Annotated in this window: 22 protein-coding genes and 1 tRNA gene; 10 read left to right on the top strand and 13 right to left on the bottom strand. The window is 73.5% G+C overall.

Going from position 1 to position 24,174, the window contains the following annotated elements; genetic code table 11:
• Positions 1–134 precede the first annotated feature (134 nt).
• The 4 genes from BCAV_RS03130 to BCAV_RS03115 are packed head-to-tail and all read right to left on the bottom strand — an operon-like array spanning position 135 to position 3,821.
• Positions 135–674, bottom strand: coding sequence for a type II secretion system F family protein (locus BCAV_RS03130; RefSeq protein WP_012725663.1), 540 nt, complete (start codon positions 672–674; stop codon positions 135–137).
• Positions 674–1,552 (bottom strand): hypothetical protein, encoded by an 879-nt coding sequence (locus tag BCAV_RS21360; RefSeq protein WP_050761600.1) that lies wholly within the window; start codon positions 1,550–1,552, stop codon positions 674–676. Before BCAV_RS21360 ends, BCAV_RS03130 begins: the two co-directional genes overlap by 1 nt.
• Positions 1,549–2,787, bottom strand: a complete 1,239-nt coding sequence (locus BCAV_RS03120) for a TadA family conjugal transfer-associated ATPase (RefSeq protein WP_012725661.1) — start codon at positions 2,785–2,787, stop codon at positions 1,549–1,551. The genes BCAV_RS21360 and BCAV_RS03120 overlap by 4 nt, the downstream gene beginning before the upstream one ends.
• Positions 2,784–3,821, bottom strand: a complete 1,038-nt coding sequence (locus BCAV_RS03115) for a cellulose synthase operon protein YhjQ/BcsQ (protein WP_012725660.1) — start codon at positions 3,819–3,821, stop codon at positions 2,784–2,786. Before BCAV_RS03115 ends, BCAV_RS03120 begins: the two co-directional genes overlap by 4 nt.
• Positions 3,822–4,075: 254 nt before the next feature.
• On the opposite strand from BCAV_RS03115, the gene BCAV_RS03110 reads away from it, so the two are divergent.
• From BCAV_RS03110 to BCAV_RS21355, 3 genes are all read left to right on the top strand, one after another.
• Positions 4,076–5,818, top strand: coding sequence for a SpoIIE family protein phosphatase (locus BCAV_RS03110; RefSeq protein WP_012725659.1), 1,743 nt, complete (start codon positions 4,076–4,078; stop codon positions 5,816–5,818).
• Between the two features lie 229 nt (positions 5,819–6,047).
• The gene (locus BCAV_RS03105) at positions 6,048–7,067 is read left to right on the top strand and encodes a hypothetical protein (protein WP_012725658.1); all 1,020 of its coding nucleotides are present in this window, start codon (positions 6,048–6,050) and stop codon (positions 7,065–7,067) included.
• A 163-nt stretch (positions 7,068–7,230) separates the two neighbouring features.
• A complete protein-coding gene (locus BCAV_RS21355; protein WP_012725657.1) occupies positions 7,231–8,205 on the top strand; it encodes a hypothetical protein in 975 nt (324 codons plus the stop codon).
• 387 nt (positions 8,206–8,592) lie between these two features.
• On the opposite strand, the gene BCAV_RS03095 is transcribed toward BCAV_RS21355, so the two are convergent.
• From BCAV_RS03095 to BCAV_RS22000, 3 genes are all read right to left on the bottom strand, one after another.
• Entirely contained in the window at positions 8,593–9,315 is a 723-nt protein-coding gene (locus BCAV_RS03095) for a hypothetical protein (protein WP_012725656.1), read from the bottom strand.
• 287 nt (positions 9,316–9,602) lie between these two features.
• Positions 9,603–10,403: a hypothetical protein gene (locus tag BCAV_RS22620; RefSeq protein ID WP_012725655.1), complete on the bottom strand. Its 801-nt coding sequence runs from the start codon at positions 10,401–10,403 to the stop codon at positions 9,603–9,605.
• Positions 10,390–10,929, bottom strand: coding sequence for an RNA polymerase sigma factor (locus BCAV_RS22000; RefSeq protein WP_012725654.1), 540 nt, complete (start codon positions 10,927–10,929; stop codon positions 10,390–10,392). Before BCAV_RS22000 ends, BCAV_RS22620 begins: the two co-directional genes overlap by 14 nt.
• A gap of 536 nt (positions 10,930–11,465) precedes the next feature.
• On the opposite strand from BCAV_RS22000, the gene acs reads away from it, so the two are divergent.
• The 4 genes from acs to BCAV_RS03070 all read left to right on the top strand — a co-directional run bounded on the left by acs (position 11,466) and on the right by BCAV_RS03070 (position 15,999).
• Positions 11,466–13,469: an acetate--CoA ligase gene (gene acs / locus BCAV_RS03085; protein WP_012725653.1), complete on the top strand. Its 2,004-nt coding sequence runs from the start codon at positions 11,466–11,468 to the stop codon at positions 13,467–13,469.
• 261 nt (positions 13,470–13,730) lie between these two features.
• Positions 13,731–14,627 (top strand): alpha/beta fold hydrolase, encoded by an 897-nt coding sequence (locus BCAV_RS03080; RefSeq protein ID WP_012725652.1) that lies wholly within the window; start codon positions 13,731–13,733, stop codon positions 14,625–14,627.
• Positions 14,624–15,232 (top strand): class I SAM-dependent methyltransferase, encoded by a 609-nt coding sequence (locus BCAV_RS03075; protein ID WP_012725651.1) that lies wholly within the window; start codon positions 14,624–14,626, stop codon positions 15,230–15,232. Before BCAV_RS03080 ends, BCAV_RS03075 begins: the two co-directional genes overlap by 4 nt.
• Before the next feature lie 89 nt (positions 15,233–15,321).
• Positions 15,322–15,999 carry a Crp/Fnr family transcriptional regulator gene (locus BCAV_RS03070; protein WP_012725650.1) on the top strand — a complete coding sequence of 226 codons (678 nt, stop codon included), beginning with the start codon at positions 15,322–15,324 and terminating at the stop codon, positions 15,997–15,999.
• Positions 16,000–16,112: 113 nt separating this feature from the next.
• On the opposite strand, the gene BCAV_RS03065 is transcribed toward BCAV_RS03070, so the two are convergent.
• The 3 genes from BCAV_RS03065 to BCAV_RS03060 form a co-directional block, all read right to left on the bottom strand.
• Positions 16,113–16,580 carry a RidA family protein gene (locus tag BCAV_RS03065; protein WP_012725649.1) on the bottom strand — a complete coding sequence of 156 codons (468 nt, stop codon included), beginning with the start codon at positions 16,578–16,580 and terminating at the stop codon, positions 16,113–16,115.
• Positions 16,577–16,741: a Sp36 family protein gene (gene sp36, locus BCAV_RS22455; protein WP_012725648.1), complete on the bottom strand. Its 165-nt coding sequence runs from the start codon at positions 16,739–16,741 to the stop codon at positions 16,577–16,579. The genes BCAV_RS03065 and sp36 overlap by 4 nt, the downstream gene beginning before the upstream one ends.
• An 80-nt stretch (positions 16,742–16,821) precedes the next feature.
• Positions 16,822–17,184: a WhiB family transcriptional regulator gene (locus BCAV_RS03060; protein ID WP_012725647.1), complete on the bottom strand. Its 363-nt coding sequence runs from the start codon at positions 17,182–17,184 to the stop codon at positions 16,822–16,824.
• 171 nt (positions 17,185–17,355) lie between these two features.
• Between BCAV_RS03060 and BCAV_RS03055 the strand changes: the two genes are divergently transcribed.
• The 3 genes from BCAV_RS03055 (at position 17,356) to BCAV_RS03045 (ending at position 20,964) form a co-directional block, all read left to right on the top strand.
• Complete coding sequence (locus tag BCAV_RS03055; protein ID WP_012725646.1) at positions 17,356–19,857, top strand: penicillin-binding protein; 2,502 nt, start codon at positions 17,356–17,358, stop codon at positions 19,855–19,857.
• Positions 19,858–19,895: 38 nt separating this feature from the next.
• Positions 19,896–20,822: a metallophosphoesterase gene (locus tag BCAV_RS03050; RefSeq protein WP_012725645.1), complete on the top strand. Its 927-nt coding sequence runs from the start codon at positions 19,896–19,898 to the stop codon at positions 20,820–20,822.
• A 65-nt stretch (positions 20,823–20,887) separates the two neighbouring features.
• Positions 20,888–20,964, top strand: a tRNA-Pro gene (locus tag BCAV_RS03045).
• Here the strand turns inward: BCAV_RS03045 and BCAV_RS21995 are convergent.
• From BCAV_RS21995 to BCAV_RS03030, 3 genes are read right to left on the bottom strand one after another with little or no spacing between them, the layout of a single operon-like run.
• Positions 20,943–21,350, bottom strand: coding sequence for an MmcQ/YjbR family DNA-binding protein (locus BCAV_RS21995; RefSeq protein WP_085970007.1), 408 nt, complete (start codon positions 21,348–21,350; stop codon positions 20,943–20,945). The genes BCAV_RS03045 and BCAV_RS21995 overlap by 22 nt on opposite strands.
• Positions 21,351–21,403: 53 nt before the next feature.
• Positions 21,404–22,762, bottom strand: a complete 1,359-nt coding sequence (locus BCAV_RS22615; RefSeq protein WP_012725644.1) for a mannitol dehydrogenase family protein — start codon at positions 22,760–22,762, stop codon at positions 21,404–21,406.
• Positions 22,759–24,099 carry a Gfo/Idh/MocA family protein gene (locus BCAV_RS03030; RefSeq protein ID WP_050761595.1) on the bottom strand — a complete coding sequence of 447 codons (1,341 nt, stop codon included), beginning with the start codon at positions 24,097–24,099 and terminating at the stop codon, positions 22,759–22,761. The genes BCAV_RS22615 and BCAV_RS03030 overlap by 4 nt, the downstream gene beginning before the upstream one ends.
• Positions 24,100–24,174: the final 75 nt, after the last annotated feature.

Raw genomic sequence — 24,174 nt, 5'->3', positions numbered from 1 at the left:
CTCGGACACGAGGACCTCCTGCGGCCACGATGTCTCGCCGCACCGCTGCACCGCTGGGCGGGTGGGGACAGCTCTGCCGCACTGACGGCACGCGCGATCTGGGGACAAGCCGCGCCACGGCGACGACACGCGGCTCACCCGCCGAGGAGCGACCCGCCGGTCGCGATCACGACCGGCAGGAGCCCGAGCAGCACGAACGCCGGGAGGTAACAGAGGCCGAGCGGCAGCACGAGCCGCACACCGAGCCTGGCGGCGGCCTCCTTCGCCAGCTCCGCGCGGCGAGCTCGAACCCCGTCCGCCGCAGCGCGCAGCGCCGGTCCGGGCGCCACGCCGTCCGTCCACGCCGGCTCCAGCGCGCGCTCGACGATCGCCCACCGCCCCGGCACGCCGGACCACGCCTCCGACCAGGACGCGCCCAGCAGGAGCGCGCCGCCGCACGATCGCAGAGCCCGGCCGTCGTCGCCGTCGATCGCCCGGCCGAGAGCGTCGAGCGCCGTCGGGACGGCGGCGCCGGCGTCGAGGACCGCCGCCACGAGCTCGCACGCGACGGCCGCATCGACCCGCACCGCGCGCCGCTCCTGGGCCGGACGCGGGACCGGCAGCCGTCGCGGCGGCCACAGCCATGGCACGGCCGCGACCACCACGAGCAGCCCCACGACCAGTGCCGCTGCCATCAGCCGGCCTCGCCCCCACGCTCCGCGGACGCGACGAGCGCCGCGGACCACCGCCTCCCGAGCACCATCAGCGCCACGCCGCCCAGCACCGCGACGAGCCCGACGCCACCGGCGAGGACCACGCCGATCGGGTCGGCGCCGAGCGCCGTCCCTGCCACCAGACTGACGACCGGCAGCCAGCCGAGCAGCCGAGCCGTGCTCGTCGGCCCGGCGAGCGCGACGCGACGTGCGGCCTCGGCGGCATCCGCCTCGACGATCCCGGCGGCACACGACGTCAGCACGTCTGCGAGAGGCGTCCCGGAGGTGTGCGCGAGCCGGCACGCGGCGATCGCGGCGTCGAGTGCCGGCGAGTCACCCGCCCGCTCGAGCAGGACGGCGGGCACGCCGTCGGCGCCGAGCGCGGCACCTCCGCTGCGCCACGCCACGCCGCCGGCCCGCGCACCAGGACCAGCACCAGCACCAGCACCAGCACCAGCACCAGCACCAGCACCACGATCGGCCGACGCACGGGTGTGCACCACGACGTCCGCGGACCCATGCGCCCCGGCGCCGCCGCGCGCGTCCGCCCGCGGACTGCCCACCGGGCCGGCACGGGCCGCACGGTCGAGAGCGCGCTCCCAGGCGAGTGGGACGCTCGCACCCGCCCGCAGGTGGCCGGCGACCTCCACGAGCATCGGCCCGAGCCAGGCATCCACACCCGGCGGCGTCCCGCGGGCGGAACGTGGCCGCCGCGGCCCGAGCACCAGCCGGAGCGAGCGCCCGCGCCCGGCCCCCGCCCGGGCCCGCGGCGTCCGCGGCAGTCGGCGCCGCGGACCCGGCCACAGCGCCACGCCGCTCGCCACGGCCACGAGGACGCCCACGAGCACCAGCGCCGTCACCAGGGCTCCCGCACGGCGCCGCTCGACGGGCGCCCTCCCGTCGTTTCACCGGACGGCGCGCCAAGGACGCCCGACGCCGAGCAGTCTGCAGCCTCCGGCGCCAGCAGACCCAGCCGGCGACCGAGCACCGGCCAGCCGGGACCGAGCCGCAGCTCGCCGCCGGCCGGCCGCTCGGCGGCGAGCACCGCGCCGAGCTCCCCGCCGTCGCGCACCAGCACCGCGATCTCCCGTACGTGCCGCCGCCCTCCCGCGCGCGCCAGGTGGACGACGGCGTCGAGAGCGCTGGTCGCCTGGGCGGCGATCGTGCGCGGCGCGAGCCCGGCGAGCGCACCGAGGGCGACGAGCCGCGCCGGGACGTCGGCGGCGGCGTTCGCGTGGACGGTGGCCAGCCCGCCGTCGTGCCCCGTGTTCAGGGCGGTCAGCACCTCCCGCACCTCCGCGCCACGGCACTCGCCCAGGACAAGCCGGTCCGGCCGCATCCGCATGGCCGCGCGCACCAGCTCCGGCAGGCCGACGCCGCCCGTCCCCTGCACGTTCGGTGCCCGCGACTGCAGGTGCACGACGTGCGGGTGGTCGGGTGCGAGCTCCCGCGCCTCCTCGATGCACACGATCCGCTCGGCCGGCGCGGCCGCCGACAGCAGGCTGGCCAGCAACGTCGTCTTCCCGGAGCCGGTGGCGCCGGAGACGAGCACGTTCGCGCGGCGCTGGACCATCGCCCGCAGCACCCGGAGCGTCGCGTCGTCGATGCCGCCGTGGGCTCGCCACTCGTCGAGCGTGAGTGCGCGACGGCGCACCGTGCGCAGCGAGATCACCGCACCTTCCGCGGCGATCGGGGGCAGGACGGCGTGCAGCCGCGTGCCGTCCGGGAGCCGGCCGTCCACGACCGGGGAGGCGTCGTCGAGCCGCTGCCCGGCTGCCGCCGCGAGCCGGACCGCGAGCGCCCGGACGTCACCGACGCCGCTCCCGACGTCGACGCGCTCCAGCCCGATCCCCGCGTCGACGAACACGTCGGTCGGGGAGTTGACGAGGACGTCGGTCACGTCCGGAGCCTCCAGCAGCGCCTGCACGAGCGGCCCGGCGCCGAACAGCTCGGCCCGGACCTCGCGTTCGAGCGCGACCACCTCGCGCCGGCCGCGGAGCCCGGCACCGCCGCGGACGGCCGTCGCGACGCCCGCCGGCGCGGGAGCCGACCCCAGCGCGGCCCGGACCTCGGCCGCGAGGGCGCGCCCCGTCATGCCGGGACCAGGCGTCGAGCGACGGCGCGAGCCGTGCGGACGAGCGGGCTGCGCCGCCGGTCGCCCGGCGCCATGCCCCGCTCCAGCCCGGCACGCAGCGCGCGCTCGTGCCGCACCACTCCGGCCAGGCCGAGGCCGCTCGCCACGGCGAGCTCGTCCGGGGCCGCCAGCACGGCGTCGCCGGCCGTGCCCTGCCGGACCACGAGGTGCCCGCGCCCAGCGACCCGCGGCGCCAGCGACAACAGCCCGGCCGCCCCGTGCACGTCGCCGGGCGCGAGCACGACCACGTCGTCGCAGGCCGCCAGCGCCGTCGCGCCCGCGTCGTCGGCCCGCCGCGACAGGTCGAGCAGGACCACGTCGTGGGCCTCGCGCAGCGCTCTCAGCGCGGGCACGAGCGCCCCGGCGGACGGGCCGCCGCGCGCGTCTCCCGCGAGCACGTGGACGGCGTGCCAGACCGGAAGCGCCGCGGCCAGGGCGTCGGGCGGTATCGACCCCGCCGTCGCGTCGAGGTCGGCCCAGCGCGGACCCGGCTCGTGCTCGATCGCCAGCAGCACGTCGAGCCCTCCGGCGGGATCCAGGTCGACCAACGCGCACGTGGCGCCCGCCCCGGCCGCCTCGCGAGCCAGCGCGCCCACGAAGACGCTCGCCCCGACGCCGCCCCGGGCGCCCACGACGCCGACCACCCGGGCGTGGCCCAGCTCCGCTCGATCGGCGATCGCCTCGGCCAGCTCCGCATCCGCCTCGGGCAGGAGGTGCACGACGGCGGACGCCGGCTCCGGTGCCGGCCACTCGCCGGGCTGCTCGCGGGCCACCCACAACGGCCCCTCCCGCCGGGATCGCACCCCGCGCGCCCAGGGAGGGTCGCCTGGACCGCGTTCCCGCACGCTGTCGACGTGCACGTCGGCGCGCGGCGCCGTGCCGCCGGCCGGCGTGACGTCCAACGCCCAGCCGGCGACGTCGGTCACCCGACGGACGTGCCCCACCAGCAGCGGGTCGCTGCTCCGTAGCGCCACGCGCAGCCCTGTCTCACCCATGCCACCCTCCTCGACCACCGGAAGGCGATCCTCGCCGTCGGGCACGATCGCTCGGGGGATGCCTGGGGACGATCGCCCGAGCGGGCGGTCGGGGCGCCGCTGGGGACAAACCGCGCCGCCAGGATCCGGTCCGCACCCGCCACCCACTGAGACGAGGGACGCCGCCCGGTAGGCTTTCGTCGTCGTACGCCGCGGAAGTCCGCCCGGCCGCCGAACGCCCGCCAGAGTGGCGGCGCCCGACCGAGGAGCGTCCCGTGACGAGCATCGATGACATCTACCGAGCGGCACAGGCGTCGCAGGTGTCGATCGTCGTCACCGACGCGCGCGAGGACGACGAGCCGATCGTCTGGGTCAACGAGGCCTTCACGCGCACCACCGGGTACGCGCGCGACGCCGCGCTCGGCCGCAACTGCCGGTTCCTGCAGGGCCCCGCCACCGACCCGGCCGCCGTCGCGCGCCTCGGCCTGGCGGTGCGCGCCGACGAGCCGGTCGCTGCCGCGCTCCTCAACTACCGCCCCGACGGCACGCCGTTCTGGAACGACGTCTCCATCTCGCCCGTGCGCGACGACGCCGGCGCCGTGACCCACCACGTCGGCGTCCAGGTCGACGTCACCGCGCGCGCCGACGCCGAGCGGGAGCGCGACCGGGTGATCTCCGCGTCACGGACCGCCCAGCGCCGGCTCGAGCTGCTCCGGCGCATCGGCGACGACCTCCACGGCGTGTTCGACGCCGACGCCGAGGCGGCGATGCTGCCCGGGATCCTCGTGCCGGAGCTGGCGGACTGGGCGATGGTCGTGTCGCTCGACGACGCCGGGCGCCTCCGTCCGCCGCACGTCGCCACCGTGGGCGGCGGGTCGGGACCGGCGCACGAGGCAGCCGCCGTGCTGACGTCGCTCGGTCGCGGCGACCTGGACCCCTCGGGTGCGCTCTCGCGCCTGCTCGTCAGCGACGACGGCGCCCTGCTCGTCAGCTCTGAGGTCGCCGCCTGGTGGGGCCGCCAGACGCTCCGCGACGACGTCCCGGCCGCCGTCGCCACGCTCGGCGCGCACCACGTCGTCGCCGTGCCGCTCGACGCCCGCGGCGCCCGCCTCGGGGTGCTCGTGCTCGGCGCCGGCGACGCGCGCCACCTCGACGAACGGGACCTCGCGACCGCCCGCATGGCGGCGTCGCGGGCCGCCGTCGCGCTCGACAACGCGCGCCTCTACCGCCGGGAGTCCAGCCGCGTGCGGGACCTGCAGCGCACCCTCGTGCCGCACCTCACCCCGCTCGACGGCCTGGAGATCGCCACCCACTACGGCCCCGCCGACGCCACCGACGTGGGCGGCGACTGGTTCGACGCGTTCCGGGCGAACGACGGCAACGTCGGCATCGTGATCGGCGACGTCGCCGGGCACGACCTGCGGGCCGCAGGCTCCATGGGCCAGCTGCGCTCGCTCATCCGTGCCCGCGCCTGGGGCGGGACCGGCCCGGGCCGCACGCTGACCGAGGTCGACGCGATCGCCCAGGACCTCGGCTCGATCGACCTCAGCACCTGCCTGTACGCGCACCTGGAGCGCGTGGCCGACGACGACGGCGAGCACGTCGTCGTCGGGTGGGCGCGCGCGGCCCACCCGCCCATGCTCGCCGTCACCCCCGACGGCGTCGTCCACGTGCTCGACGGCGGCCTGTCCACCCCGATCGGCCTCACCCACCCGCACGGCGAGCGGCCCGAGATGCACGCCGCGTTCCCGCTGGGCACCACACTGGTGCTCTGCACCGACGGCCTGGTCGAGCGCCGCGAGGAGAGCCTCGAGGCGGGTCTGGCGCGCCTCGCCGCCGCGGTCGGCGAGATGCCCGACGCGCCCGTCGAGGCGGTGCGCGACCACGTCGTGTCGCAGCTGGAGCCCGAGGGCGGGTGGCGGGACGACACGACCCTCGTCGTCGCGCGTGTCGTGGCTCTTCCCGCCGACGGGCAGCAGGAGCCCGACCTGGTGCGCCGCGGGCCAGGAGGGTCATAATGGCGGGACAGCCCCACGGGCGGAACGGGCACCCACGCGCGATGAGTCCGTCGATGAGGACAGGTGGCGCGGGACCTCCCGCAGCGACCGAGTGCACGCCTGATCACCCGTCTCTCCGTGGAGCCGGCGGCGGCGCCCCAGCGGGCGCCGTCGTTTCGTGCGGGGAGCACTCCTCGCTGGCCGGCACCGCCGGCCGGGGGCACCGGACGCGAAGGAGCCCGTCGCCTCGATGACAGCACCACCCGCGACCGTCCCCGTCCCGCCGCGATCGCGCGTCGCCGCGCACCTCGTGGGCACCGCCCTGGCTCTGGTCGTCGCCCCGTTCGCGTGGCTCGCGTGCGCCGGGGCCGCCGGCGCCTTCGCGGAGGGCGCTGCCGACGGCGGCGGGGCGCCTCCGTCGGCGGTGGTGGCCCTGCTCGCCGGTGCCCTCGTGCTCGCGGGCATCGTCGCGTGGGCCGCGCGGTCAGCGGTCGCCGCGATCGTGGTCGGAGCGACGTACGGCGTCGCGGCCGCCCTCGTCCACACGTTCGCGCGATCTCGCGTGAACACCGTGACCGACGCGCTGCCCGAGACGTGGCTCGACCTCCCCGTCCAGGCCGGAGCCGAGCTCCTGTTCCGGGCGCAGGCCCCCGTGCTCGTGGGCGGAGTCATGCTCGCCGCCGGGATCACGGCGTTCGCCGCGCGACGCGCGGGCCGCTACACCGAGCGTGAGGACGCTCGGCGCACGGCCGCGCTCGGGGCGACGACGGCGCCGCGGCCGCGGATCGTGGCGCACGTCGTCAGCGTGGTCGTGGGCGCTGTCGGCACTCCCGTGCTGCTGGCGACCGCCGGCGCCTTCACCGCCGCCACGCTCATGTCGGAGTCGCGCACGCGGGTGGCGGTGGTCGCGCTGGCCGGCGCGCTCGCCGTCGCCGTCGTCGTCGGGATCGCCGCGGTCTCGAGCCTCGGCGCGTTCGTGGCCGGGGCGCTGTGGGTCATCGCCGGGCTCGGGTACCTCGCGGCACCGGACGGCGCGCGCTCGCTGCTCGCCGGACCCGTCACCCGCATCGAGGAGCTGCTCCTCGGCGAGCCCGTCGGCGACGCCGTGCACGCCCTGGGCGCGACGGGGACGGTCCTGCTCGTCGGCGTCGTGCTTCTCGGTGCCGGAGTGGCCGCCCACGGAGCGCGCCGGGACGGCCGGAACCTCGAACGCTCGGAGATCGCTCTCGTGCGCGATCGCGACGCCGTCGTCAGCCGCCCGAACGGCTGACGAGCACGCGCGCCCGGACGCCCCGCATGCCATCCTGAAGGACCGCATCGGGCCGTGCCCGCAGCTGCGCAGGCACCGCGGCGATGCGCGGCACGCACGGCGAGGCGCCGCAGGCCGGGCGCCCCGCGTCGCTACCGTTCGAGCACACGACCGGGAGGACGCCATGAGCACGGAACCGGACAAGAACGCGGACGACGCAGCGAGTGGGAGCACGACCGGTTCCCACTCCGCGCCTCGCCCCGTGCCGCCGGTGGACGCGCGCGAGGAGTCGGCCGGCGCCGGCGAGTCGGTCGACGCGACGCGCGTGAACCCCGTGGTGCCACAGGACCGACCGGCCGGCGCCGACGAACCAGCGACGCCGCCGGCGTCGGGCGCGTCGAGCACCGGACCCGAGACGCCGGCGGAGTCCGCGGGCCCGGCCGGCACGCGGCCGGCCGCCGGCGCGGACGCGCCGGTCGACACGCCCCAGGACCCTGCCACCGAACCGGCGGCCGCAGCCGCCCCGACGACGGAGCCGACCCGACCCATGACGACCAGCACCAGCGCGACACAGCCCCTGCCCGCCTCCGACGTCGCCCGCGAGTACCCGGCGGACGACCCGCGAGCCGGCGCGTTCGACGAACCCGGGTGGGAGGACGAGCGACCCCGCCGCACCGCTGCGCACCTGTGGAGCGTCGTCATCACGCTCGTGCTGACGCCGGTCGCCTGGTTCCTGCTCACCGACGGCGCCCTGCGCACCTTCTTCAGCCTCGAGCAGGACCCGGGAGACGTGAACCTCGCCGGACTCCTGTCGCTCGCCGGCGGACTCCTGGCGCTCGTCCTGATCATGATCACGGCGCGCTGGTCGGGCCTCGGCGCCATGCTCATCGGCACGATCGTGACGCTCGCCGGCGTCGCGTTCCTCGTGTTCCCGTCACCGGTCACAGAGTGGCTGGAGCAGAACCGGGACGTGTTCCTCGTGATCAACGACGGTTTCGGGACGAACGTGTACAGCTACCTGCTCGACACGGGCCGCGCGGGACTGCTCGTGCTGTTCGGCGTCATCCTCGTGATGACCGGTGTCGTCTCGCACGGCGCTCGCCGTCAGGGCCGGCGGGAAGGCCAGGCCGCCGCTCGGCGGGAGGCCGTCTCCGCCTGACCGCCGCCCCAACTCCGGCAGGAGGGCCGGGCGCGCTGACTCTCTGACTGCTGCCCGGTCATCTGCGCCTCCCCGCGCGGCGGGGTTGTAGCCACAGGTCGGCAGCGACCTCCCTGATGGAAGCGGCGAGGCCAGCGCGACCGGACCAACACCTTTTCAGGGTCTCGCACGCTGGGTGACAGCAGTCGATGCCACACGCCCGGTCCGGTGCGCAGCGTCACCTTCGGCTCGCCGGTCAAATCCCGCTCAACCTCATCGCGGTCGCTCCGTCCGGCGGTGTAGGCGCTGGCCGCCACGCGACCACTCACGGCGGCGGGCGGGACGCGTCTGCGGGCGGGGTCTCCACGGCTTGCCGAGGAAACCCCGCCCGCAGTGACCCGAGTGGCCCTACAACACGGCGCAGGTCCGACCCCAGTTCGTGTAGCTCCCGATGCCGTTGTACTTCCAGATCACAGCGGTGTAACCACCGTTCTGAGTCTGCGTCTTCGAAATGCTGTGGGTATCGCCCGAGTTCCAGGCGGTGTTCGGTCCTGTGTGCCATGTCGTATTGGTGCCGCACGCTGAGGTGGTCGGCGCCTGGTAGATCCGCAGGTAGCCGCTGACGGCCCCGGAGCCACGGTAGGCCCATGACGCGTGGACCTTGCCCCCCGACTTCGAGATGCAGATGGTGCCAGGTCCGTGCGTCTGCGAGTTGCAGATGGGCCCGGGACCGGGAGGCATGTCGAACGGCACGATCTCGGGCTCTGAGGTGGTGCAGTTCTCGATCCGGTCGACCCTGAGGGTGACGAGGTCATCCGGCGCGCCCATGGCGAGGTTGTAGTCAGCCGCGACTTCCTCGACGAAGTCGATCGCCTCGATCGTGCAGCCCCGCTGGGCGGAGTCCTGTTCCCAGTCGTAGGCCCGGAGGTCGAGGGTGTCTTCCTCGGCCCACGCACGCCACACATGGTCGGGCGCTCCCGGCGCCGGTATCCCGGGGAGGTTGGTCGGCGCGGGCGACGACTCCGCCTCGGCCAATTCCGGGTTGGCGCCAGCTGTCAGCGCCCAGGACACCCCAGCCGCCGCCAGCACGGCGACGACGGCGAGCTTGATCCTGTTGCCTGTTCGCATCATTACGAACACCCCTTCTGCTTCGTTGGGATCGAGTCCATCGATGTGACTCGACGCGCGCACAGTAGCAAGTACGCGGGCGAAGAACAGGCAGACACCGGGGTGTAATTCCGGCTCGTTGCCGGCAATTCGTGGTTACGTGGAGTGTGCTCTGAATCGGAGAGCAAATGATCTCCGATCGGCGTGATGATCACGATGCGGCCGATCGTTCGGAGCCTTCACTTCGAGGTCGGTGGACCTACCGGCCCGCGGGATTCCCCGGTCCTGATCGAGTGCTAGCAGTGCAGTCGTCACAGCACGCTGATGGTGCTTCCATCCTCCAGGGAAGCCGAGATCGATCCCTCAAGGTCGACCTCACCGGGGATCCACACAGCCCACCACCCGTTGTGAACGGTGGCCTCGACTGCGGACCCGGATGCGGTGGTGACGGTGACAGACACAACGTCGCTACCAGCCCGTCCGAATGCGGACGTGAGAGCTCCGGGGAGTCCGTCGGCACCCTGCCGCCACGAGGTCGTACGGTCCAGTCCCACCACGACGGAGACCTCATCCGCATCGACCTGCGTGCTGACCGGCTGTCCGTACGCCGCATCGTTCGTCACGACATCGATGCCACCCTCGGCGTCCGGGGTGATCAGGCACTCTTCCCATCCCTGCTCGCTGGCGCTCACGACATAGGTGTACGGGCCACGAACGTCGACGATCACGCGGGGAAGCGGGAGGAGGTTGACGGCCGGTCCGCCGTCGGTGTCAACGATCTCGCGAGCCTGCCCAGGGCAGGCGTCGCTCAGTACATCTGCCGATACTGGGCTCACTGACGCGGGGGAAGTCGTCCATCCCGCAAACGCTGGTGCTGTCGGAAGGCTGGTCAGCGTGACAGCGCCCAGAGCAGCGCCAGTGGCGGCAACCGCGGCCGCGATCCACCCTCGTCGGCGACGGGGAGATTGGGAGGACTCCAGCCGCACCGGGCGGTTCTGAGGCGGATCCCGGAGAATGGTACGGACCCTCTCCACATGAGCCGTCGGGTCGAACGTCGTGCGAGGATGCGGGTCGCCCGCGCCGATCAGCGCGTCGATGTCAGTCCTGTTCATGGGTTGCTCCCAGTGGAATCGGCAGCGGGCGGGGTTCCGGCTTGTCCTCGAGCGCCTTCTCGAAGCGGCGACGAGCTCTCATGACTCGAACAGCGAAGGCCGTTGGGCTGCAACCGACCACGCGAGCAGCGTCCCGGTTCGACAGGCCCTCCCAGACGATCAACGCCAGACACTCGCGGTCTTGCTCATAGAGCGAGAGCCATGCCCGCGCCAGGTCGTGCCTTGCGAGAGCTTGTTCGTCGGTGGGCTCAGGGGTTGTTGTGGGTTCTCGCTCGATCCGGGCTATTAGTGCATAGCGTCGGCCCGTCGAGCGCGCACGGGTCATCATGATGTTCCGGGCGGTGGCAAAGAGCCATGGGCGTGCGTCCTCCGGCACGTCTGCGAGTCGGCGCCACGCGACCACGAAGGTCTCCGATACGACTTCTTCCGCGTCATGGTGCGGAAGAGCGCGCTGAGCGAAGCGATGGACGTCTGCCGCGTGGGCCAGCCACAGCTCACGCAGACGGTCCTCAGAACGCGGCTTCACGCTCAGCTCCGATCTCCTCGACGCCCTCCACCCTGTACATCGCCGCGCCGGCACCTGCTATTACACAGCCCCAGACCCGGTTTGGGGTCACCGGGCGGCAGCCGCTCGCTGTCGGACCGGTGTGGCTAGCTCCAACGTGCGCCCCATCCGCGAGCGGCCTGGTAGGCGTGTCCGACCTGTTCGGGGGCAGGTGGTCCCCACCACTCCGGTCGGGTGAACGTTGGCTAGCTCCGCGCGCTCCGCGTGCCGCTCAGAGTCGAGCCGCGACTGCAGCTCGCGTGCCTCCAGTCCGCTCGTTGCCTGTGACCCGGGCTGCGCATCCTCGATTGCCCGGGCGATGCGCGCCAAGACCCGTTCCGCTGCGGTCACGAGAACACGCCGCTGGCCCTCACACGCCGCTTCGATCCCATCGGACTCTTCGGGCATGGTCCGCACCCTCTCCAATCGCTCCGGCCCACGGACGGTTCCGCCGCGGCTCGGGCGAGGGGCCTAGGCTACGGATGTTCTGCACACAGTCGAAGCTGCCTGGAGGAGTCATGCCCGAGAACGGCCCGGTCGAGTCGGGGCCCGCACTCGAGAACCTGCTGGTCGAGGAGCGCACCTTCCCGCCGAGTCCAGAGTTCGCAGCCGCGGCCGTCGCCTCGGCCGATCTCTACGAGCAGGCCTCCGCAGACCGGCTCGGCTTCTGGGCCGACCAGGCGCGTGAGCTGCTGGACTGGGACACCGCGTTCACCGAGGTGCTCGACTTCTCGGACGCTCCGCGCGCGCGATGGTTCGCCGACGGCACGCTGAACGCGGCGTTCAACGCCGTCGACCGGCACGTCGCTGCGGGGCTCGGCGAGCGGGTGGCCATCCACTGGGAGGGTGAGAACGGCGACACCCGCACGCTGACCTACGCGGACCTCCAGCGCGAGATCTCACGCGCCGCGAACGTCCTCGGCGACCTCGGGGTGTCCACGGGCGACCGGGTGGCGATCTACCTGCCTATGATCCCCGAGGCCGTCATCGCGATGCTCGCGTGCGCCCGTATCGGCGCGCCGCACTCCGTCGTGTTCGGCGGGTTCTCGGCGGAGGCGCTGCACAGCCGCATCGTCGACGCCGAGGCGAAGCTCGTCATCACGGCTGACGGCGGGTACCGGCGTGGGGCGCCGAGCGCGCTCAAGCCGGCCGTCGACGAGGCGCTCGCCAAGGGCGGCACGCCCGTGGAGCACGTGCTCGTGGTGCGGCGCACCGGCCAGGAGGTCGCCTGGACCGACGACCGCGACGTGTGGTGGCACGAGAGCGTCGACGCCGCGTCGGAGACGCACGCACCGGTCGCCGTCGACGCCGAGCACCCGCTGTTCATCCTCTACACGTCCGGCACGACGGGGAAGCCGAAGGGCATCTTCCACACGACGGGCGGGTACCTCACGCAGTCGGCGTACACGCACCGCAACGTGTTCGACCTGCACCCGGAGACGGACGTCTACTGGTGCACGGCCGACATCGGCTGGGTCACGGGGCACACCTACGTGACTTACGGCCCCCTGGTCAACGGCGCGACCCAGGTCATGTACGAGGGCACGCCGGACACGCCGCACCGCGGGCGCTGGTGGGAGATCGTCCAGAAGTACGGCGTCACCATCCTGTACACCGCACCCACCGCCATTCGTACGTGCATGAAGTGGGGCGGGGACATCCCCGCCCAGTTCGACCTGTCGAGCCTGCGCGTGCTGGGCAGCGTGGGCGAGCCCATCAACCCCGAGGCCTGGATGTGGTACCGCCGCGTCATCGGCGGCGACCGGACGCCGGTGGTCGACACGTGGTGGCAGACCGAGACCGGCGCGATCATGATCTCCCCGCTCCCGGGTGTCACGGCCGCGAAGCCGGGCAGCGCCCAGGTGCCGCTGCCGGGGATCGTCGCCGACGTCCTCGATGACGCCGGGAAGTCCGTCCCGAACGGCTCCGGCGGCTACCTCGTGCTCACCGAGCCGTGGCCCTCGATGCTGCGAGGGATCTGGGGGGACGAGGAGCGGTTCCGCGAGACGTACTGGTCGCGCTTCCCGGGCAGCTACTTCGCCGGGGACGGCGCGAAGAAGGACGCCGACGGCGACATCTGGCTGCTCGGTCGGGTCGACGACGTCATGAACGTCTCCGGGCACCGGCTCTCGACCACCGAGATCGAGTCCGCGCTCGTGTCGCACCCGTGGGTGGCGGAGGCCGCCGTCGTCGGTGCGCAGGACGCGACCACCGGCCAGGCCGTCGTGGCGTTCGTCATCCTGCGGGCGGAAGCCGTCGAGAAGGCGGACGAGGAGGGCGAGGGTCACGACGTCGTCGCCGAGCTCCGGAACCACGTCGCCAAGGAGATCGGGCCGATCGCGAAGCCGCGCTCGATCCTCGTGGTCGCGGAGCTGCCGAAGACCCGGTCCGGCAAGATCATGCGCCGGCTCCTGCGCGACGTCGCCGAGCACCGGCAGGTGGGCGACGTCACCACGCTCGCCGACACGTCGGTCATGGACCTCATCGCGACGGGTCTGGCGACGGCGCCGTCCACCGACTGACCCTCCGCGAGAGGTTCTCTGCGCAACCGCGAGAGGTTCTCTGCGCAACCGCGAGAGGATCTCTGCGCAACCGCGAGAGGTTCTCTGCGCAACCGCGAGAGGTTCTCTGCGACCGCCGCGCGGGCGGGTGGATCGGCGGGCAGGACGACGCCGATCCACCCGCCCGCGTCGTGCCGGGCCCGAACGGTCGGACCGCCAGACCGCCGGACGCCGGAGCCTCGCCGGGCGGCGTACCGCCCCAGGCAGGTAGGGTCACGACGCGTGAGTGTCGACCCGTCGATCGTCCTTGTCGAGGGCCCGTGGACGCACACCTACGTCGCCGCGAACGGCGCTCGGTTCCACGTCGCGCTCGCCGGGCCGGACGACTTCCGCGCTCCCCTCGTGGTGCTGCTGCACGCCTTCCCTCAGCTCTGGTACGCCTGGCGCGCCCAGCTGCCCGCGCTGGCCGAGGCCGGCTACCGCGTGGCCGCCATGGATCTGCGCGGCTTCGGCGCGTCGGACAAGCCGCCGATGGGTCACGACACGCCGTCCCTCGTGGCGGACGTAGCCGGCGTGATCCGGTCGCTCGGGGCGAGCGAGGCTGTCGTCGTCGGGCACGGGTACGGCGGCGGGATCGCGTGGTCGATGCCCGCCTTCGCCCCCGAGGTGACGCGCGCCGTCGCGACGCTCGGAGCCCCGCACCCGGTCGCGCTACGCCGTCGACGGCTGCCGATGCGCACGCTCGCGACGCTCGCCCGCCTGCAGCTCCCGTGGTTCCCCGAGCGTGCGCTCCGCACGCCGGGGGGCGTCACACGGCTCCTGCGCGCCTGGGGGGCACCGGGGTGGGAGGGCGACGCGACGCAGCTGTACAACGACGCGATGCGGCTGCCGTTCGTGGCGCACACGTCGCTCGAGCTCGTGCGCTGGCAGGTGCGCTCCACTCCCCGCCCGGACGGCCGCCGCTACCTGGCGGCGCTGCACGACCCGGTGACCGTGCCCGTGCTCAGCCTCCACGGCACCCGCGACCGGTTCGTGGCGCCGTCGGCCTCACGGCGCGACGCCGAGTTCGTGGACGGGCCGTACGCGTTCCGCACCATCGAGGGCGCCGGGCACTTCCTGCCGGAGGAGGCGCCTGACGACGTCACCCGCCATCTGCTCGAGTTCCTGGAGACGGTGTGACGCGGCCGACGACGGCTCGGTCCAACTGGGCGGGCTACTACGCCGCCGGGGAGGGCCGCGACGTCCGCGACCTCGTGGTGCGCGGCGCTGCGGCGACGGCCGCGCCGGGGCGCGCGCTCGACCTCGGGTGCGGGGACGGCACCGAGACGGCGTGGCTGCTCGAGCGCGGCTGGCGCGTGTGGGCGCTCGACGTCACACCCGAGGCGATGCCGCTCGTGCGCGCGAAGGCCGAGGCGGCGCGCGCCGGGGACCGGCTCGACACGGTCGTGGCCGACCTGGCGACGGCGGCGCTCCCCGCCGCCGACCTCGTGCTGGCGTGTGCGAGCCTGCCGTTCGTCGAGCCAGGCGCGTTCGACGGCGCGTGGTCACGGGTGCGTGCCGCCCTTCGGCCGGGCGGAGTCCTCGCCGTGAACCTGTTCGGGACGAACGACTCGTGGGCCGACGCCGAGACGGGCGTCGACGGGATGACGTTCCAGGCCCGCGCGGAGGTCGAGGAGCTGCTGGCCGGGCTCCACGTCGTCGAGCTCACCGAGACCGAGTGGGACGGGCCGAGCGGCCGCGGACCGAAGCACTGGCACCGGTTCGACGTCGTCGCTCACGCCTGAACGGTCCGACCCGCGGCGCTCCTCTGGCCGGATCCGGCGGCAATGGCAGACTTGGGGCGGACCTGCCTGCGCGCCGAAGGGATCGTGAAGTGAACGAGGACGTCGTCCGAACCGCGCCGATCTTCGCCGATCTCGACGACGACACCGTCGCCGCGCTCCGTGCCGCCATGGACGAGGTCACCGTCCGACGCGGCGAGGTGCTGTTCCGCGAGGGGGAACCCGGGGACCGGCTCTTCGTCATCGCCTCGGGCAAGGTGAAGCTCGGGCACACCGCCCCTGACGGGCGGGAGAACCTCTTGGCCATCCTCGGCCCCGGCGAGATCGTCGGTGAGCTCTCGCTGTACGACCCGGGAGCGCGGACGGCGACGGCCACGGCCCTCGCGCCGTCGAACCTCCTCGAGCTCGACAATCCCGACCTCGTCGCGCTGCTCGAGGACCACCCCTCGCTCGCGCGGCAGCTCCTCCGCTCGCTCGCGCAGCGGCTCCGCCGCACGAACAACGCGCTCGCCGACCTCGTCTTCTCCGACGTGCCGGGGCGCGTGGCGAAGGCTCTGCTCGACCTCTCGCACCGCTTCGGCCGGCCGGTCCCCGGCGGGATCCGCGTGCCGCACGACCTCACGCAGGAGGAGCTCGCCCAGCTCGTCGGCGCCTCACGCGAGACGGTCAACAAGTCGCTCGCTGAGTTCTCCGCGCGGGGCTGGATCCAGCTCGACGGGCGCGCCGTCGTCCTGCTGGACGTGCCACGGTTGGAGCGGCGCGCCCGCTGACGCGCGGATCCTCTCGCGGTCGCGCACGGAACCTCTCGCGGTTGCGCGCGGATCCTCTCTCGCGGTGGCGCACGGAACCTCTCGCGGTGCCGCACGGAACCTCTCGCGGTCGTTCAGGCGATGCGGGCGACGACCTCGACCTCGACCGGCGCGTCGATCGGCAGCGACGCCACCCCGACGGCCGACCGGGCGTGGATGCCCTGCTCGGCGAACACGTCGCCGATGAGCTCGCTCGCACCGTTCACGACGCCGGGCTGCCCCGTGAACGACGGATCCGAGGCCACGAAGCCGACCACCTTGACGACCTGGACCACGCGGTCGAGCCCGCCGGCCTGCTGCGCGATCGCCGCGAGGGCGTTGAGCGCAGCGATCCGCGCCAGCTCCTTCGCGTCAGCGGGCGAGACGAGTCCCGGTCCCTCGCCGACCTTGCCGGTGGCAACGAGCGCGCCGTCGCGCATCGGCAGCTGACCGGACGTCCAGACGTACTCACCGGACGTAACCGCCGGCACGTACGCCGCCAGCGGCTCCGGCACGGCCGGCAGCTCGAGCCCCAGCTCGGCCAGCCGCTGCGACGGCGTCACGCCTGACCCTCGCGCGGGCGCTTCAGGTAGGCCACCAGCCCGTTGCCGTCCGGGCCCGGCACGACCTGGACGAGCTCCCACCCGTCCGACCCCCACTGATCGAGGATCTGCTTCGTCGCATGGATGATCAGGGGGACAGTCGCGTACTCCCACGTCGTCATGCCGCCGATCCTACGCATCAGCGCGGTGCGCGTCCCGGGTCACGTTTCTCGGCGCCGCGGCGAGGGCGGCGCGCCTCGCCCTACGCGGTGGAGCGCACGCGCCGTCGACCGTCGTCAAGCGAGAGGCGCTGCGCGCTGAACGTCGTCGTCAGCTCCTCGTCGGTCCTGATCTCGTCCCACCACGAGGCCACGTCGCCCCGACGTCGCAGCAGCGCGCGCCGTTCGCGTTCCGTCATCCCGCCCCAGACGCCGAACGGCGCTCGGGTCTGGAGGGCCTCGGCGAGACACTCGAGACGGACGTCGCACGCGAAGCAGATTCGCCTGGCATCGCGCTGCGCTGCGCCCTGGACGAAGAGGTCGTCCGCCATCTCCTGCGGCGCCTCTGCCGCACATGCCGCGTTGAGCGTCCAGCTCGCCTCGGGCGTCAAGCCCCCGTCACTCATGAACACACATCCGATCCTTGACTCACCATTGACTGGTGACCGGACGTTAAGCGATGGGACGGCCGCGAGACCAGACTTGTGACCGTATTGAGACGTGACGATTGTGTTTCGCACACGATCGTCACATGCTCCACGGCCGACGACGACGGGCCGCCCCGTATCGTAGGCGGCATGGCATCACCCCGCCGGTCGACCTCGCGCGCCGTCAACCCGGTCCAGCTGGTGTCGCTCCTCGTCGCCTACCTCCTGGTGGCCGGCGCGGGCGGCGTCCTGACCGCAGGACTCGTCATGCCGGCCATCGCGGCCGCCGGCGCGACGTCCGAGGCAGGCAACCAGCTGTTCGACGACCTGCCGACCGAGCTCGGGCCGCAGACGCCGTCGGAGCGCACCACGATCCTCGCGGCCGACGGCTCGCACCTCGCGACGTACTACGCGCGGAACCGGATCGTCGTGCCGCTGGACCAGATCTCCCAGTACATGCGCGACGCCGTCGTCGCCACGGAGGACCGGCGCTTCTACGAGCACAGCGGCGTCGACATCGAAGGCATCATGCGCGGTGCGGTGAGCACGCTCTCGGGCGACATCCAGGGGGCGTCGACGCTCACGCAACAGTACGTGAAGAACGTGCTCATCGAGGCCGGCGACGTGGCTGGCGACGAGGAGGCGATCGAGGCCGCGCGCGAGACCAGCCTCGGCCGCAAGCTCCGCGAGGCCAAGCTCGCGATCGCGCTCGAGAAGGTCATGACGAAGGACCAGATCCTCGAGGGCTACCTCAACATCGCGCAGTTCGGCGCGAGCCAGTACGGCGTCGAGGCCGCGTCCCAGTTCTACTTCGGGCACAGCGCGGCGGACCTGACGCTGCCCGAGGCGGCACTCATCGCGGGCATCACGCAGTCGCCGGGCAAGTACGACCCGGTCCGCGACGAGGCGAACGGCTACGAGAACTCGACCAACCGCCGCAACACCGTGCTGTACCTGATGTTCCAGCAGGGATACATCACGCAGGAGGAGCACGACGCGGCGGTGGCGATCGCCGTCCCGGACATGCTCCACATCACCCAGACACCCGTCGGGTGCCAGACCGCGGGCGGCGGCGTCAGCGCGTTCTTCTGCCAGTACGTCACCGAGGTCCTCCTCAACGACCCGATCCTCGGGGAGACCGAGGAGGAGCGGCGCCAGGCGCTGAACCGTGGCGGCCTGACCGTCACGACGACGCTGCAGCCGCCGGCCCAGCAGGCGGCGTACGACTCGCTCACCGGGCGCGTGCCGGTCAACGACCCCTCGTACAACTCCCGTCAGGGCGAGCTCGGCGTGAGCGGCGCGATCTCGACGGTCGAGCCGGGCACGGGGAACATCGTCGCGATGGTGCAGAACACGCCGTTCGGCCAGCCCACGGCTGAGCAGCCACGCGCGACGCGCGTGAACTACAACGTCGACCGCGCCTACGGCGGCGGCGACGGCTTCCAGACCGGATCCACGTTCAAGGCGTTCGTGCTGACGCAGTGGCTCATCGACGGGCACACGCTCAGCGACGTCGTCAACGGCTCGAACGGGCAGGTGTTCCCGGCGAATTCGTGGACGATCTCGTGCTACCCGAACGCCGTCTCGTCGTGGCCGCCGAAGAACCTCGAGAGCGGCGCGAGCGGGCAGATGACCGTGCTGCGCGCGACGCAGGAGTCCATCAACACGGCGTTCGCCTACATGGCGAACCAGGACATGGACCTGTGCGCGCTCCGCGACACCGCGGCGCGGATGGGCGTGCACGTCGGGACCGGCACGGTGCAGCCCAACGGCCAGGCGCTGTTCGACTCGCAGGCCGGCGAGGCGATGCTCACGACGCCGTCGATGGTCCTGGGCGCGAACACGATCGCTCCGCTGACCATGGCCGCGGCGTTCGCGACGTACGCGTCCGGCGGCGTCTACTGCGAGCCGCGAGCGATCACGAGCATCACCGACACGAACGGCGAGGCGATCCCCGTGCCTGAGCCGGAGTGCAGCCAGGCGCTCGAGCCGCACATCGCCGCGGCGGCGACGTACGCCATGCAGCAGGTGGTGCAGAACGGCACCGCGACGTCGGCGCAGATCGGGCGGCCCCTCGCCGGCAAGACCGGCACGGCGAACGACGACTACCACGCGTGGTTCATCGGGTACACGCCGCAGCTCGCGACGGCGGTCTGGACCGGTCACCACGAGGGCAACATCTCGATGTTCGACTCGGTGATCAACGGCCGGTACTACTCGCAGGTGTTCGGTGGCGCGCTGCCGGCGCCGATCTTCAGCGACTACATGAGCCAGGTCATGGCGCCGTACCCGGTGGAGGACTTCCCTCGGGCCGGAGAGCGCGAGATCTACGGCGACCTCGTCCAGGTGCCGGGCGTCATCGGGCAGGATCTCGCGGCCGCCCAGCAGACGCTGACCGCTGCTGGGTTCCAGGTGCAGGTGGCCGAGCCCGTGACGTCGGACCAGGCGGCGGGCACCGTCGCGGAGATGGACCCGGCGGAGGGCTCGCGGGTGCGCCCGGGCACGACGATCACGCTGCGTCCGAGCAGCGGGCCTGAGGAAGAGGAAGAGGACGACGACGACCGCGGCAACCTCCCGCCGGTCATCCCGCCCGGCGGAGGCGACGACGACGACCGCGGCGGCGGGGGCGGCAACGGCGGAGGGGACAACTGAGCCGCGCGTTCCGGGCGGCGACCCTCGGGCTGGCGACGGTGGGGGCCGGCGTCCTCGGCTGGTCCCTGCTCGAGGCGCGGCGCTACACGCTGCGGCATGTCCCGGTCCCGGTGCTCTCCCCCGGCGCGAGGCCGGTCCGGATCTTGCACCTCTCGGACCTGCACCTCGTCCCGCGCCAGGCCGACAAGCGCGCCTGGCTCCGTGACCTCGCGACCACGGGTCCCGACGTCGTCGTCGACACGGGCGACAACATGGCGCACCGCGAGGCGCTCCCCGCCGTCCTCGACGCGCTCGAACCGCTGCTGGCGCTGCCCGGCGCGTTCGTCATGGGATCGAACGACTACTTCGCCCCGAAGATCAAGAACCCGCTCCGCTACTTCCTCGACGACCCGCGCGGGTTCGGCGACGAGGGACCGAGCGGTGATCGGCTGCCCGGCAAGGAGCTCGGCGCGGCGTTCCGCGCCGCGGGGTGGCGTGACCTGACCAACCGACGCGACACGATCGACGTCGGCGGGACCCGCCTCGACCTCGTGGGCGTGGATGACCCGCACCTCGAGCGGGACGTCCTTCCGCCGCCCGTCACCGCACCTGCCGACGGCGGTGCCGCCCCGGGTTCGTCGGTGCGGATCGGCGTCGCGCACGCCCCGTACCAGCGGGTGCTGCGTGGGATGCAGGACGACGGCGCGCAGCTCGTGCTGGCCGGCCACACGCACGGCGGGCAGCTGTGCGTGCCTGGCTACGGCGCGCTCGTGACGAACTGCGACCTGGACACTCGACGGGCGAGCGGGCTGCACGGGTGGCCAGGCGCCCGCCCCGACGAGCCGGGGGGCGAGGGCTCCCTCTGGCTCCACGTGAGCGCCGGGCTCGGGACGTCGCCGTACACGCCCGTGCGGCTGGCCTGCCGGCCCGAGGCGACGCTCGTCGACCTGGTGCCCCGTGACTCGCGCCGGCCCTCGGCGTGGTGACCGGGACCACCCTCACCCGTTTTCGTGTTCGGGGCCCTGCTCGGCTATCCTGAACCGGCTCAACACGGGGTGTGGCGCAGCTTGGTAGCGCGCTTCGTTCGGGACGAAGAGGTCGCAGGTTCAAATCCTGTCACCCCGACCACAGCGAACGGCCCGGGACCGCACGGTCCCGGGCCGTTCGCCGTCTCCGGCAGCCCTGCCGGCCTCCCTCAGAGCGCGCACGAACGCGTACGCCTCCTCGGCCAGCGCCTCCCAGTCCGCCGTGGGGTCGGTGATCGTCACCCACTCCCGGAGGGGCTTGCCGCGGTTCGCGGAACCGAACGACGTCCCGACGCCGTCGCCCACGAGCTCCGCCACCCGCGACGCCGGCAGCTTGAGGACCAGCGCGTCGTCGTGCAGCATCGCGAAGATCCGTCGGTCGACGCGGAGCGTGCCCATCCCGAAGTGCCGATCGCCGTCCTCGGGCAGCGCGACGCCGGGCCGCCCGTCGAAGGCGCCGGCCACCTCAGCGAAGCGCTCGGAGCTCATCGCGCCATGAGACCACCGGCCGCGGCCGGGGGCAATGCCGGGCGGCACCGGCGTCACGCCAGAGCGAGGATCTCCGCGGTGTGTGCGGCGACGGCGTCGCGCACGTCGCGTCGGCCGGCGACGGCGTCCGGCACAATCCCCGGCAGCCGCAGCACCAGCTCGGCGAGCTCGACGGCGTCGCGAGCGGCCCGGGCCGCCGCCTGGAGCTCGTCCGCGAGGGGGTCGACGACGGCGCCGCGACGCAGGTGCACGGCCCACGCGGCGAGCACCCGCGCCGTCGCGTCGGGGGTCACCCCCTGCGCCACGAGGTCGCCGATCGTCCCGCCCACGCGGATGGGCAGCTTGCGGGAGCCGTCGTGCCCGATCTGGGCGACCGTGTGCCGCATCCCACGGTTGCGGAACCGCCGCAGGACCTCGGCCCGGTACGCGACGACGTCGATGCCCGGGGGCTGCTCGAGCGTCAGCCCGGACTCCGCCATGAGGGCCTCGACCCGTCGCGCGAGCTCGTCGTCGTCCAGCGCCTCGGCGATCGTCGTGTGCCCGCGCGCCTCGCCCTCGTACGCGAGCAGGCTGTGCGTGGCGTTGAGCGTGCGCAGCTTGAGCCGCTCGTACGGTTCGACGTCGGGCACGACCCGCGCACCCGCGAGCTCCCAGCGCGGCCGCCGCTCGGCGAGGTCGTCCTCGATCACCCACTCGCTGAACGGCTCCGCGACCACGAGCCCGGCGTCGTCGAACCCGGTCAGCACCGCCGCCGCACGGCGGTCCTCCGCCGTGGTGGCGGGCACGATCCGGTCCACCATCGAGCGCGGGAAGCGGACGGCGTCGTCGACCCAGCGCGCGACGCCGTCGTCGCCCGAGACGGCGGCGCGGACGATGCGACGCAGCACCGCGCCGTTGTCGACCAGGTTGTCGCAGCTGAGCACGGACAGCGGCGCCCCGTGCGCAGCCCGCCGCCGCAGGCCCCGGACCAGCAGCTCGATCGGCGGGGAGAACGGGGGTCCGGCGTAGCCGTGCTCCGTGATCGTCAGGCTGACGACGGCGGTCGTCTCGGCCGCGATCGCGGCGACCACGCGCTCGGCGTCCTGGTCCGGCGATGCCGCCTCCACGACCGCGCCGACGACGTCGACGCTCACGTCCGCGCCGTCCCGCACGAGCACGCCGTAGACGCCGCCCGAGGCGTCGAGCACGCGGGCGACGTCGGGACGCCGCCCGGTGACCCCGAGGATCCCCCACTCCCGCTCCCCCGCGAGCGCGGCGGCACGTTCGGTGTAGACCGCCTGGTGGGCCCGGTGGAACGCCCCGATGCCGAGGTGGACGACGCCGACGGCGGCCGGCTCCACGAGCGGCCCGCGCACGCCGGGGCGTGCGGAGACGCCGCGCGCGGACTCCCGTGTCAGCCGAGGGGCGCTCACGCCTCGCCCTCGAGCAGCGCCGCGACGTCGACGGGTGCGCCCGTGGACGCGGAGCGCCACATCGCCTCGCCGGCCGCGACGGCGTAGGCAGCCTGCTGGGTGGAGGCGGCGAGGCCGAGCTCGGCCGACTCCGCCGAGGGCGTCCCGAACAGGTCGGCGCGCATGAGGGCGTCCGCACCGTCGTGACCGCCCGCACCGGTGGCGACGTCGATGCGGGAGCGCGACCCGAACAACGGGTAGTGCACGATGTGGTCGGAGCCCTCGCGGGGCTGCCCGTCGCGCTCGCGGCCGTACGTGGCCTCGATGCGACCGTGCGTGCCGCTGATCCCGAGCGTGTAGCCCTCCCACGGCGAGGAGAAGTCGATCGAGTAGGCCAGCGCAGCACCCCCGCCGTAGCGCACGAGCGCCAGGTACGTGTCCTCGACGTCGATCTCGTCGTCGTACAGGGACATGGGCTGGGGGTACTGCTCGCGGTAGGCGAGGTCGAACAGTCCGCGGCGCACGCCGTCGGCGCCCGGCAGCGCTCCGGACGCGCTCAGCGCGGCCGCGTACGGGTCGACGTCGCCGGGCGCGGGGCGGTGCGGGCTGCGCGGCCCGAAGTAGTTCTGGGCGCCGTGCGCGACGACGGACGCCGGGAGGTCGCCGATCAGCCAGTTGATCAGGTCGAGGTGGTGGCAGCTCTTGTGGATGCTGAGCCCGCCCGACGCCGCCCGCGTGCGGTTCCACCGCAGGAAGTAGCTCGCGCCGTGGCGGGTGTCGACGTGGTACTCGAGCGTCACGTGGGTCGGCCGGCCGATCGCGCCGTCCGCGATGAGTCGCCGGATCTGACGGTGCCGCGGGGTGTACCGCAGGTTGTGCGTGACCCGCACGCGGGCGGTGCTCGCGCGCTCCGCCGCCAGCACGCGCGCGGCGTCGTGCGCCGTCGACGTCATGGGCTTCTCGGCGATGACGTCGACGCCGCGCTCCAGCGCCGCGAGGACGTGCCCGGCGTGCGTATGGTCCGGGCCGGTCACGAGCAGCACGTCGGGGCGGGTCTCGTCGAGCATGCGCCCGACGTCGTCCGCACCGTATTCCGCGACGGGTCCGTAGCCTGCGGGCAGCAGGGTGTCGCGGAACTCGCCGATGCGCGCGGCGTCGGCGTCGAGCACGGCGACGAGCTCCGCGCTGCCCGAGTAGTCCTCGACGTTCGCCCCGAAGCCGACGCTGCTCTCGCTCCCCCCTCGGGACCCGAGCAGCGGGCGCAGGAAGCTGGCCACACCGCGGTTGGACAGCCCGCACACCGCGTACGTGGTGCGTGTGCCAGGCTCGGACGAGGTCGAGGATGTCGTCGTTCCCACACCGCCACTCTGCCCGATATGCTGCACTTTCTGCAATCGCATGCAGTGTTCTGGCGCCTCCACCTCCCGGAAGGA

Source organism: Beutenbergia cavernae DSM 12333, from assembly GCF_000023105.1.
Taxonomy (GTDB): Bacteria; Actinomycetota; Actinomycetes; order Actinomycetales; family Beutenbergiaceae; genus Beutenbergia; species Beutenbergia cavernae.
This window is presented reverse-complemented; position numbering and strand designations above follow the sequence as displayed.